The organism is Fulvivirga sediminis (assembly GCF_016757215.1).
GTDB classification, from domain to species: Bacteria; Bacteroidota; Bacteroidia; order Cytophagales; family Cyclobacteriaceae; genus Fulvivirga; species Fulvivirga sediminis.
In genome coordinates this window covers 474,928-487,555 of the sequence record NZ_JAESIY010000001.1, presented here as the reverse complement: position 1 = coordinate 487,555, position 12,628 = coordinate 474,928, and the positions used below count along the sequence as shown (strand labels likewise).

The following is a 12,628-nucleotide window of genomic DNA, read 5'->3' as shown; positions in this document are numbered from 1 at the left end:
ATATTGATATATGCTGGCTTACCTAGCCAGCATATATTCTTTCTTTAGCATTGGGCATATTTTATAACGCTCCTCTTTAGTATCTTCATACAGAGCCTCAAGCGTTTCATATACATTTTGTAGTCCTATCTTCTCTGCCCACTCAAAAGGCCCATAAGGATAATTAGTGCCCAACTTCATGCCTTTATCTACATCTTCCTTAGTTGCAGTACCCTCTTGAACCGTATAATAGGCTTCATTGATAATCATAAAAATTATTCTGGGAGTTACCATACCTACCCTATCCATTACCCATTGGCAGTCCGTACCTAGGCTTGTGCAAGCATTTAACACACCAGATTGTTCCTCATCAAAAGAAGTAACTTCCATAAGATCTCTAGCTAAAAAACCAGGCATGCCAGCAAAACCATACACCTGCCCTTGGGGGCGGCCATAAATAAAAGCAAGCTCAGTTAAAGAAACCTTCACCGTATTGATGAAAATGATTGCTTTTTGCTCCTGCGAATAAATACTAAACCGTTCAGGAGTTTCGTCTATCTGAAAGTCAAAGACAAAGTCATAATCACTTAGATCCGGATTTTCAACCTCATCGATATGTGTGTAGGTATGAAGATTCTTAAACTTGCTCTCAACATCATTAACATTTTCTTCGTTACCTATTATTAATAAATCCATAATTTGCAGTTTTATACAAAAATAAATAAATCACTAACTAACCGACATTATGAGCAAAACAATTGTAAATAGCACGAATGCTCCAGCACCTATCGGCCCTTATAGCCAAGCTGTAATGATTAAAGACACCCTTTATGTATCTGGTCAAATTGCTATTGACCAAGCTTCAGGCAATATTATTAACGATAACATAGAAGTAGAAACCGAACAGGTAATGAAAAACCTGGAGCACATCCTTACAGAAGCAGGTCTAACCTTTGATCATGTAGTTAAATGTAGCATTTTCGTAAGTGATATGAATAACTTCCAGCTGGTAAATACCATTTATGGTAAATACTTCCTTACTAACCCTCCCGCGAGAGAAACGGTGGAAGTAAGCTGCCTTCCAAAAAATGTTAATGTTGAAATATCCTGCATAGCAGTTAAATGACAGTTATCCCACATAAAAGTGAAACTCTTGTTCTGCCGCTTTCGGCAGAACAAATAACCCATTCTTTAAGAGCTGTTACCCAACCTGCCACCCTTATGCAGGAGAGGAACAATAACAGTGTCCTTTTCATAGGTAACGTCCATCATGATAAGTTCAGGATTTCACGTAAGGTGACCTATCCCCAAAACTACCTTCCACTTATTGTAGGCCGCATTGAAGCTTCCAGCCGCGGATGCATCATTTTCTTAAGATATAATTTATTTTTTAGCTCCTTTCTATTTTTATCTTTCTGGAGTGTATTCACTCTGCTTGTTAGTTGCTTTTTTGTTTTTTACCAAAAAGAGTACGGTTATGCTTGTGTAGCTTTTGCGGCTTGCCTGGCCAATTATACTGTAACTATTTTAAACTTCAATAAGCAGATAAAAATGAGCCGAAACCTGATTAACAGAACTTTAAACCTAACTCCTTAATTATTATCCTTAATTAAGTTTTTGTACTTTTGCTGGCCAGAAATCACAAAAGAAATGGACAAAGAAGTACGCGTTAGGTTCGCTCCCAGCCCTACAGGAGCGCTACATGTAGGAGGTGTAAGAACAGCTCTATATAACTATCTGTTTGCCAAACAGAAACAGGGTAAAATGATCCTTCGAATAGAAGATACTGACCAGACACGATTTGTACCCGGTGCAGAGGATTATATAAAAGAATCTTTGGAATGGATAGGTATTATTCCTGATGAGAGTCCTTACAAAGAAGGTGAATACGGCCCTTATAGACAGTCTGAGCGTAAAGGTATGTATGCTCAGTATGCTCAAAAGTTAATAGATGAAGGCAATGCTTACTATGCCTTTGATACCCCAGAGGAGCTAGATGCCATGCGAGAGCGCTTAAAAGCCGCTAGGGTAAATACTCCTCAGTACAATGCTATTACTAGAATGCAAATGCGAAATTCTCTCACTATGTCTGAAGAAGAAGTGAAAGAAAAAATTGCGGCAGGAGAACCTTATGTAATACGCTTAAAAGTCCCCATAAAAGAAGAGGTAAGGCTCAATGATATGGTGAGAGGTTGGGTCATGGTACACTCATCAACAATAGATGATAAAGTGCTTATGAAATCAGATGGAATGCCAACTTACCACCTTGCCAATGTGGTAGATGACTATCTAATGAAAATTTCGCATGTTATCCGTGGTGAAGAATGGTTGCCATCAGCACCTCTGCATGTACTTTTATATAAGTTTTTAGGATGGGAAGAAAATATGCCCCAGTTTGCCCATCTCCCTTTACTACTTAAACCCGATGGGAATGGTAAACTAAGCAAAAGAGATGGTGATAAGCTTGGCTTCCCTGTCTTCCCTATTAGCGGAGTTTTTCCTGGTAAAGACGGGAACCCAGAAACATACAGTGGCTTTAGAGAAACCGGCTATCTCCCTGATGCCTTTGTTAACTTCTTGGCCTTTTTGGGCTGGAATCCGGGTACAGAGCAAGAAATATTCACGTTTGATGATCTGGTACAAACTTTTGCTATTGAAAGAATAGGAAAATCAGGAGCTAAATTCGATATAGAGAAAGCCAAATGGTATAACCAACAATATTTAAAAGCAAAATCTAACGAAGAACTTAGTGAGTACCTCAAGCAAGAGTTAGAGGCCAACGATATTGCATTTGAAGCCGAGAAGTTAGAAAGAGTGTGTGGTGCCATGAAAGAACGAGTGACTTTCCCTCAAGAGATTTGGACTGAAGGTAAATTTTTCTTTACCCTACCGGAAGAGTATGATGAGGGTGTGGTTAAGAAAAAATGGACAGAAGTAGCTGTAGATGTACTTAGCGACTATAAAGCAGAGCTTTTGAAGGCAAACACACTTACTGCAGACTCATCAAAGGAAATTCTAAATAACATTTTAGAAGAAAAAGGCGTTAAATTAGGACAAGTGATGCAAGCTGTAAGACTTGCAATAACCGGTAAAGGTGGTGGCCCTGATTTGATGGAGATCATAGAGATTTTAGGTGCTCAGAATGTTGCAGATCGAATTCAAAAGGCTATAGAAGTGTTACCGGTAAAATAGGTAAACTAAACTTTTAGAGCTATGGCAAAGAAAGAATCAAATAAGGACAATAAGAAAAAGGACAAACCAAAGGTTAATCCTGATTTAAAAGGCTTCGATATTCAAATAGATTCTTTCGGAGAAATTCAGACGAATTTTAATATCGACAAGATCAATGAGTTTCTTAATAAAAATGTAGAAGACAAAAAGCTCATAGATAGAGATGACTTTGACAAGCTTAAGAAGTCTGATGAAGAAGAATAAGCTTAATGGTCGATTTTAAAATTAGAAATTATCTAAGATCGTTTTATAAAAGGGTATCAGTGCTGGTACCCTTTTTTTATAGGCTCTGTATTCATCCCCATAAATTTTGATAAGCTTCTTTTCTTCAAGGTAGATGCCTACAGGTAAATATACAAATACACAGAGCACACTAATAAGCGTAGCCAAACGAGAATCATACAGAAAAAATCCTATGAAAATTAGAATTGTGGCTATGTATAATGGATGCCTGATATAGGATAAAATGCCCTTGGTCTTCAGTTTTCCTGACTCTTCTCTAGCCAATCCTAAAAATCCACTTGTACTATATTGCTTAAAAGCAGCATTGATAATTATAACACCAACTCCCGCAGAAAATAAACTTACATATTTAACAACCCCCATCTGTGGAATTAACTTAGGAGAAACAAGGGTGCCGTTATAAAACAACAAAACAAGAATTCCTATTAACGCTATAATATTATAACATATTCGATAGGCCGCTTGGGATAAGCCAGTCGTATTTATAATATTTCCCTTTACCTTTAATGATGCCAGCCCAGTATGCAATACAAAGTATACCAGCCACCCCAATACCAACAGCAAATAATGTATATATAATGGCATTTTAAAACTACTAAAAAGTAACATCGCCATTGATTATAGGCGATAAATTTTATATTTGTTAGGCAGCAATTTAGCTAAACCTTTACGTTTAAAAAACATGACAAGCATAAAGATTGGGATATTAAAAGAAGGAAAGATTCCGGTAGATCGCAGGGTACCGTTTACTCCGGCACAAGCTAAAGAGGTGAAAAACACATTTGATGTTGAGCTACTTTGCCAGCGGAGTGATATAAGATGTTTTGAAAACGATGAATATAGAACCAATCAAGTTACCGTTACAGATTCGGTAGCCGACTGTGATGTGTTGATGGGGGTAAAAGAGGTACCTATAAAAGATCTCATTGAGAATAAAACCTATTTCTTCTTTTCTCATACTATAAAAGCTCAACCCTATAACAGAGCTCTTCTACAAGGCATATTAGAGAAAAACATAAGGTTAATAGACTACGAAACACTTACAGATAAAACGGGAAAGCGAATAGTTGCTTTTGGAAGATATGCTGGCATAGTGGGGGCGTACAATGGTATATGGACTTATGGCAAGCGATATAATTTGTACCACATAAGAAGAGCTCATGAATGCTTTGACTTGGATGATCTAAAAACGGAATATAAAAAAGTAAAACTGCCTCCCATTAAAATTGCCCTGACTGGCGGAGGCAGAGTATCAAAAGGAGCGATGGAAGTACTCATGGGAATGGGAATAAGAAGGGTATCTCCAGCTGAATTTCTATATCGAACCTTTGATTTTCCTGTGTTTGTACAATTAAACAGTCGTGATTATAATACTCCATCAGACGGGTCTGACTTCATTAGAGATGATTTCTTCAAGCATCCGGAGAACTATGAAAGCAGCTTTCTTCCCTACGCTGAACAAGCAGACATGCTCATTGCAGGAGCATTTTGGGATCCAAGAGCTCCAGCGCTATTCAAGCGAGAAGATATTTGCACTCCTGAATTTAAAATAAAAGTGATTGCGGATATCACCTGTGATATTGAAGGTTCTATCCCTTCCACCAAGCAGCCCAGCACTATAGATGATCCTATCTATGACTATGAACCCAGCCAAGGCATAGTAGAACAAGCGCTTACTGATGAAGGAAATATAACAGTAATGGCGGTAGATAATCTGCCTTGCGAACTTCCTCGTAATGCCTCTCAGGATTTTGGAAGAGAGCTTATTGATAACGTACTGCCTCATTTATTGGGAGATGACAGCGATTCTATCATAGAAAGGGCTACCATTGCAAAAGATGGCGTATTAACCACCAAATATGTTTATCTTCAAGGTTACGTAGATGGCAACTGATTTTTTGATCTGAAATAATATTTTTTCTACATTTAGGCCAATGTACAGAGAAACTGAACTGATTTGTAAATCCAGAGTATATACCACAGAACTCTTAAATACACTTCCCGAAGGGTATCATTATCATAACTTAGAGCACACCAGGGATGTAGTAGAAGCTGCGGCTGATTTATGCTCAAAAGAAAAGCTTACGCCTAAAGAGACGGAACTAGTAATAATAGCGGCTTGGTTTCATGATGTAGGGTACATCTGCGGAAAAGAAAAACACGAAGAAAGTGGCTGCGGTGTAATGCGGGAAAAACTCAGTGAATGGGGTATGAGTGATGAAGATATTGCTATGGTAGAGTCACTCATTAAATCCACAGAGATGCCCCAAAAGCCTAATTCTGTATCAGCCCAGATTCTTTGTGATTCAGATTTATATCACCTCAGCTCTACTAAATTTCAGAAAAGAACCGAAGCATTGAGAAAAGAACTGGCAGCCATCCATGATGTTAATTTTTCTCCTGAAGATTGGTACTTAAGAACGCTGGAATTCATTGGCAAGCATAAATATTTCACAAAATACGGAACTGAAGTACTGGAAAAGAAAAAGGAAGATAATATAACTTGGCTCAAAGAAAACTGCACTGATTATAAATCAGATGAAATAAAAAGACTTGAAGAAAAGCTAAAAAAATTAAAAGGAGAAAATAGTCCTGAACCAGAAGCTAAAGTTAAAAAAGCAAAAAAGCCTAGCAGAGGTATAGAGACTATGTTTAGAATAACCTCTAAAAATCACCTTGCCCTAAGTGGTATGGCAGATAATAAGGCTAACATAATGATCTCCATTAACTCCATTATACTATCTGTACTGGTTTCATTACTATTTCGTAAGCTGGATGATTACCCGAACCTGATTATACCCGGCATAATGATGGTCGCGGTATGTCTTACCACCATAGTATTTGCTGTTTTAGCTACGAGGCCTAATATATCATCTGGGAAATTTACCAGAGAAGATATTGAGAACAGAAAAACCAATCTTCTATTTTTTGGCAATTTCCACAGTATGGAGCTTGAAAACTACATGTGGGGAATGCAGGAAATGATGAAAGACTCTGATTTCTTATACGGCAGCATGATCAAAGACATTTATTTTCTAGGTATAGTATTAGGTAAAAAATATAGAATGCTGCGTAAATCCTATACCATTTTTATGTTTGGCTTTGTCACCTCTGTAATTGCCTTTATCATTGCCCTCGTATTCTTCCCTGTAAAACACTAGTCTCATCCTAATCTTTACACATTCCTGACCTTACTTTTGATAACAAGGACTTCGGAGAGGTTGAAAAAAGATATAATTGGCACTAAAATATTAAACACCGGTTTGTCTAGCTTCAAGCCACTTATGAAAGTCAATCTGAGCATGGACTTTGGGTTTGTCATCTTGTATTCTGATATTATTCAAATCCTTATCGAGGTAGCAAGCCTTTACATTATCTTTAAGCTGAATATCCAACAATTGCATTATTTCAGCCTTCAAATTAGGATCCAAAATCGGGAAAACAACCTCAATCCTTCTGTACAAATTCCTTTTCATCCAGTCGGCTGAACCCTGAAATAAAATATCCTCACCATTATTATAAAAATAGAAACATCTTGAGTGCTCTAAGTACCTGTCTACAATTCGTCGTACAGTAATATTCTCACTTAGGCCTGGTATACCTGCTCTGATACAACAGATGGCTCTTACTATCAATTCTACTTTCACACCTGCCTGACTAGCCTCGTAGAGCTTATCTATCATGATATCATCTTGCAGGTTATTTAATTTAAGAATTATATGACCTTTTTTCCCCTCTTTAACATTCTGTATTTCCTGATCTATCAGGGCCTTAAAGCGATCGGCAATATTAAACTGAGAAACCAATAAATGATTGAATTCTGGTATTTCCTCCTGAGATTTTAGATAAGAAAATACTTTATCCAACTCCTGCGTTAGCAACTCATTTTTAGAGAAAAGAGCTTCATCAGCATATATTTCGGCAGTCTTTTCATTGAAATTTCCTGTTCCAAAATAACCATACCTTACACTATCACCTTCTTTATTCTTTTTGGTTATCAATGCCACCTTAGCATGCACCTTCAGTCCTGGAATACTATAAATAATGGTAATACCTGCCTCTTCCATTTTCGCAGCCCAGCTTAGGTTATTTTGCTCATCGAACCTAGCCTTAATTTCTACAAATACAGTAACCTTCTTTCCATTATTTGCAGCACTTATCAAAGCATTGCTAATGAAAGAGTTAGCAGCTATCCTATAGAATGTAGCCTTTATTTCCGTTACATCGGGATCTAGTGCCGCCTCGTTAAACAACCTAAGCACATAATCATAACTCTGGTAAGGAAAATGAAGCATTACATCCCCATCATCTACAGCAGAAAATATTGACTTTGAATTATCCAGCTGCTGCTTCCGAATAGTTGTCAAAGGTTCATTTTCTAGCTTTGACTTTAAAGGGTTAGGAAGCTGGAAAAGATCATGCATATTATGATATTTACCACCAGGAACCACATCATCGTCTTTTAAATCAAACTTATCTTTCAGAAATTGAAGTAGCTCATCCGGCATATCACTGTCATATAGAAAACGACTAGGTACCCCAAGGTTCCGTTTTTCTATCTGTTTTCTAATCTTCTTTACCAGATTGCCCGAATACTCGTCATCAATATTTAAATCCGCATCTCTATTCAGCTTTACGGTATATGCCCCAAGCACCTTATAATTAGGAAACAGAAAACCTAAATTCTCCCTGATAATATCATCTATAGCGATATAGTAATAATAGCCATCATGCTTAGGCAATTCTACAAATCTCGGCAAGTCATTAGTAGGAATATTTAGGTGAGCATATTCTATTTCTCCGTCCTCGCTTTCAAGCACAATAGCAAAATAAATAGCTCTGTTATCCAAATATGGCGTTTGGCTATTTAACCTGGTTAAGATAACTGGCTGTAGGTATGAGAGAATTTTGCTCTTAAAATAGTGTGCAGCTGGAGCTTTGTGGGCTTCGATGATCGGCTCATCCCTATAAAAAACTATCTTTTCCTTCTTCAACTCAGGAATGATAACTTCTCGTTTTATCCTTCCGAACTCCTCCTGCTGATTATGAACCACCTCCAAAATCTTCTCAAGAATCTCCTTAGGACTGTTGTTATACTTCTTATTGAATTTCTTGTTGATTTTTTTCTTATCAATATCAACTATACTTCTAATTGAAGCCACCCTCACCCTGAAAAACTCATCTAAGTTGGATGAATAGATTGCTAAAAACTTAATCCTTTCGTAGAGAGGCACACTCTCGTCTGCCGCTTCCATTAAAACTCGTTTATTAAACGAAAGCCAACTCAGCTCTCTATCGTAGTACTTTTCTGTGTCTTTCATTTTATTCCTAACAATTACAGTTGATGAAAGTTGAGTAAAAATAAAAGGCTACCTCAAAAGATGAAGTAGCCTCTTGTTATTAAATTGTTTTATTATCAGTTCCCGAAAATATATCTTAATCCTAACTGCATTCTCCAGACTGATGCTAAATTATCTACATTCCAAGGATCCTCTCTATCTGAATATCTGTATATTCCTCTACCTGTAGCTTCATCAATCCCTCTAAATTGTAAAAGATTATAAGTTCCATAACTCACGGAATAAGCTCGACCCCAATCTTTATTCAACAGATTTCCTACATTTTCGATATCCATAGTCAGCTGAATTCTGTTCTTTTTATCTTTCACCATCACCTTAAACTCCTGCATTACTCGAAGATCAAATCTATTATACCATGGCGTTCTGGCACCATTACGCTCAGCAATTTTACCTCTATTCTCCCTTAAATAATCATGACCTTCAATAAATGCATTCAATTCATTCCATATCTGATCTGGCGTTCTATTGTCATCATCTCCAGGCTGCAAAATTATCTCATTCTGGCTTGCTGGTATATAAGCCTGGTCATTTCCATATGCTCCATCTCCGTTTAAATCTCCGTTAACCATATATGTAAATGGTGCTCCTGATTGACCATTATAATATAGACCAATTGAAGTTGAAGTGAAATTACTCCAATTTTGAGTATAGTTTAAATTACCTACCACACGGTGCCTAAGGTCCCATTGAGAATAGCTCAAGTTAGATACATTTGAATATCCCGGAGTTGGGTTATATTCCCATCCAGACAATGCGGTCGTATGTGTTCCGCTGTTAACATCTTTTGATACACCATACGTATATGCTATGAATGAAGATAATTTATCCATCCAAGTTTTCTTCAAAACCCCACTAATACTGTACTGGTAGCCTTGATTAGTATTTGTAATCAATAGTACATTTCCAAATTCAGGGTTTTGTAAACGACTAGATTGAACCGGACGATTTCCCTCCGCTGGTAATACTTCGTCAGGATCCGTCAAATTGATATTTTCATATTTAGTTTCGTTGATACCTTTAGAGAATATACCTTCTACAGTTCCTATAACCCCATAAGGAAGCTTAACATCCATGGCCAAATTCATTCTGAAAATTTGTGGAAGTTTATAGTCCGGATCCATTACATTAATTTCTGAAGCACCTGCATCACTAGAAATCAATTCTTGAATTGCATTTTCAACAGCCGGATCATTAACGTCTACCCCCAACTGATTGGCATAATAATACTCCAAAGTTCTATTTCCGTCAGGAGCTAAAGGCACAGAATTACCATCTCTGCCACTCACACTGATCAAACCAAAGCTTGCTCCTGAATTAGTATATTGATTAGAAACCCATACAAATGGTATTCTTCCTGTAAAAATTCCAGCACCACCACGCAGTTGTAATGTCTTATCTCCCTTTACATCGTAATTGAATCCAACTCTCGGAGACCATAATAATTGACCACTAGGCAAATCTCTTGTATCCAAACCAAAATCATTATCAAACTGCTGATTATAACTAGGGTCATCCAAAAAGAATGGTATGTCGAGTCTTAATCCTCCTGTTAATTTAACGTTTGGACTAACTTCCCATTCATCCTGAATATAAAAACCTGTTTGTAAAAAACTCAACTCAACAGGCTGGAACCTATCATTAAAATAATCAAGGGAATAGGCTGTTCTAAACCTTCCGTTTCTTCCGTCTGTAGAATTATTTAAAAAATTATCGATTCCATCATATTCATAATGCCCGTTATACCTATTCACAAATGAATTTTTTATTTTAAAAAGCTCATTGTGCGTACCTACCGTAATAACGTGCTTATTCTTGAAAATAGTTAAATTATCTGTTAACTGCCAAATATCTTGATAGAGCTCATTCCCTACTGAACTTCTCTGAGTTCCTGCAAGAATTGTAGTTCCATCAAAAAGATCTATTTCTACTTGAGGAAATAATTTGTCAGCAGTCTGATCTTCTATATTTCTAATATTCTCTACTGATGAGTAACCTAAGATTAAATTATTAGATATGTTTTCACTAAATCTACTTGTTAGTTCTAAAATAGTAGAATTACTCAAAAAATCTGCTACATAACCATTATTGGTGAATTGCAACTCATTCTGACTCCTTGATATATTATCTTGTGAGGATTTCACATAATTATGCCTTAAAGTCAATTGATTTTTATTATTTATATTCCAATCAAGCCTCCCAAACAATTTAGTATTTTCAGTCTTAGGGGTGAAAGCTCCATAGCTTCCAGCATCATAGTCATAATTCTCAAGTAAATAATCTTTTACCGATTGAGCTGTTTCAACACTTATATTTGAAACGTTAGAAGGCACATTATCACCATATCTATCTAATGTATTTTGATCAACCAAGTTTACAGTAAATGGCGTTTCTTCCCTCTGTTTCTCAACACTTGTAAAGAAGAATAATTTATTTTTCACAAGTGGTCCGCCAACTCTAAATCCATATTGCTTATTAAAAAAAGGAGGTTGCTTTTGAGGATTATCTTCTATTGTTTTTCCTGTCAAATTTTCATTTCTTGTATAGTAATAAACTGACCCTTCAAACTCATTAGATCCACTTCTGGTTACGGCGTTAATTCCTCCTCCTGTAAATGATCCTTGTGTTACATCGTAAGGAGCTACTTGAATGGAAACCTCTTTTATCGCATCAAGACTTATTGGTTCTGTTCCTGCATTAGAGCCTGGTTGCCCATCAGCATTAAGACCAAAAGCATCATTATTTACAGCTCCATCAATAGTCACATTATTATACCTGCTGTTTCTTCCTGAAATTGATGTACCACCATTTCCAACACCTTGCGCTGCCTGTGGAGTTAATCTAGCAAAATCACTTATTGATCTAGAAATAGATGGGTTCTTTTCGATCGTTGATTCTGAAACTTCTGTAGTAGCTCCTGTTCTTCCTGAGTTCATAGTTTCATCCACATCCGCAGTAATAGTTACCTCTTCGAGGGTTTGACTTTCATCTTGCATAACAAAATCTACCGCAAGTTTTTCTCCTAAAGCCAAAGAAATTCCTTCTTTGATTTTTTCAGAATACCCAACAAAAGAAGAAGTTATCTTATATGGCCCTCCTACTCTTACAGTAGGAAAGTAATAATACCCTTCAACATTGGTTATAGCCCCATATTTGGTTCCTGTTGGTACATGAACGGCAACTACAGTAGCTCCCGGTAGGGGTTCTTTGTTTGCATCAACAACCCTTCCGTTAATGGCCGCTGTGGTGACGCCTTGCGAAAATCCCACCTGAGCAATCATTATAAAGCTCAATGAAAAGATAATCAATTGTAAAAATTGTTTCATTCCTTGTTTGTTTGGTTTGAAAATAGATTAATTTATTACATAAATAATTTTTGCGTCGCAAAGATATACTATTCCCAACTGTTTGGTCAATCAGCAAATTTTATCTTAATGAAAAATATATCACTCCAATGTTAATTTAATGTTAAGAATCAAGAAGATATTAATGCAATAGGATGAGAATTAGTAGGTTATTTGATACGCGGCTCCAAGATAATATACTGTAAAATGAATATCCAATCTTTTATCAACTGTTTTTTTAATATCCATAGCAAAGGGGAAAAAGCGCTTAATTTCACCTATAATTTTAACGTAAACCATGTACCTTGTCTCATCCAAACTTATCTGTAATGGTTACTTATAGCTAACCATAACTTATATACATAATAGATGTATTGTGTGGTTAAAATAATTTAATCTAAAATTTTTCTTTTTTAATTTAACGGCTACACCCATCAGATATACCTGCACTTAAATTTAGTCAAAAGCAGGTTG

General features: G+C 36.5%; 10 protein-coding genes. 6 read left to right on the top strand and 4 right to left on the bottom strand.

Annotated features, from left to right (window positions below; all coding sequences use genetic code 11):
• Positions 1 to 18: 18 nt before the first annotated feature.
• A complete protein-coding gene (locus tag JL102_RS02180) occupies positions 19 to 675 on the bottom strand; it encodes a 3-hydroxyacyl-CoA dehydrogenase family protein (protein WP_202242034.1) in 657 nt (218 codons plus the stop codon).
• Positions 676 to 724: 49 nt separating this feature from the next.
• On the opposite strand from JL102_RS02180, the gene JL102_RS02175 reads away from it, so the two are divergent.
• From JL102_RS02175 to JL102_RS02160, 4 genes are read left to right on the top strand one after another with little or no spacing between them, the layout of a single operon-like run.
• Positions 725 to 1,105 carry a Rid family detoxifying hydrolase gene (locus JL102_RS02175; protein WP_202242033.1) on the top strand — a complete coding sequence of 127 codons (381 nt, stop codon included), beginning with the start codon at positions 725 to 727 and terminating at the stop codon, positions 1,103 to 1,105.
• Positions 1,102 to 1,575: a hypothetical protein gene (locus JL102_RS02170; RefSeq protein ID WP_202242032.1), complete on the top strand. Its 474-nt coding sequence runs from the start codon at positions 1,102 to 1,104 to the stop codon at positions 1,573 to 1,575. The genes JL102_RS02175 and JL102_RS02170 overlap by 4 nt, the downstream gene beginning before the upstream one ends.
• 54 nt (positions 1,576 to 1,629) lie before the next feature.
• Positions 1,630 to 3,171, top strand: coding sequence for a glutamate--tRNA ligase (gltX, locus tag JL102_RS02165; RefSeq protein ID WP_202242031.1), 1,542 nt, complete (start codon positions 1,630 to 1,632; stop codon positions 3,169 to 3,171).
• 21 nt (positions 3,172 to 3,192) lie between these two features.
• Positions 3,193 to 3,414, top strand: a complete 222-nt coding sequence (locus tag JL102_RS02160; RefSeq protein ID WP_202242030.1) for a hypothetical protein — start codon at positions 3,193 to 3,195, stop codon at positions 3,412 to 3,414.
• 21 nt (positions 3,415 to 3,435) lie between these two features.
• Here JL102_RS02160 and JL102_RS02155 read toward each other — a convergent pair whose 3' ends face one another.
• Entirely contained in the window at positions 3,436 to 4,038 is a 603-nt protein-coding gene (locus tag JL102_RS02155) for a methyltransferase family protein (RefSeq protein ID WP_202242029.1), read from the bottom strand.
• Positions 4,039 to 4,135: 97 nt separating this feature from the next.
• Between JL102_RS02155 and JL102_RS02150 the strand changes: the two genes are divergently transcribed.
• Entirely contained in the window at positions 4,136 to 5,347 is a 1,212-nt protein-coding gene (locus JL102_RS02150; RefSeq protein WP_202242028.1) for an NAD(P)-dependent oxidoreductase, read from the top strand.
• Positions 5,348 to 5,387: 40 nt separating this feature from the next.
• On the top strand, positions 5,388 to 6,614 hold the full coding sequence (locus JL102_RS02145) for a Pycsar system effector family protein (RefSeq protein ID WP_202242027.1): 1,227 nt from the start codon (positions 5,388 to 5,390) through the stop codon (positions 6,612 to 6,614).
• A 90-nt stretch (positions 6,615 to 6,704) separates the two neighbouring features.
• Here JL102_RS02145 and ppk1 read toward each other — a convergent pair whose 3' ends face one another.
• Entirely contained in the window at positions 6,705 to 8,774 is a 2,070-nt protein-coding gene (gene ppk1 / locus JL102_RS02140) for a polyphosphate kinase 1 (RefSeq protein ID WP_202242026.1), read from the bottom strand.
• A 95-nt stretch (positions 8,775 to 8,869) separates the two neighbouring features.
• Entirely contained in the window at positions 8,870 to 12,136 is a 3,267-nt protein-coding gene (locus JL102_RS02135; RefSeq protein ID WP_202242025.1) for a TonB-dependent receptor, read from the bottom strand.
• Positions 12,137 to 12,628: the final 492 nt, after the last annotated feature.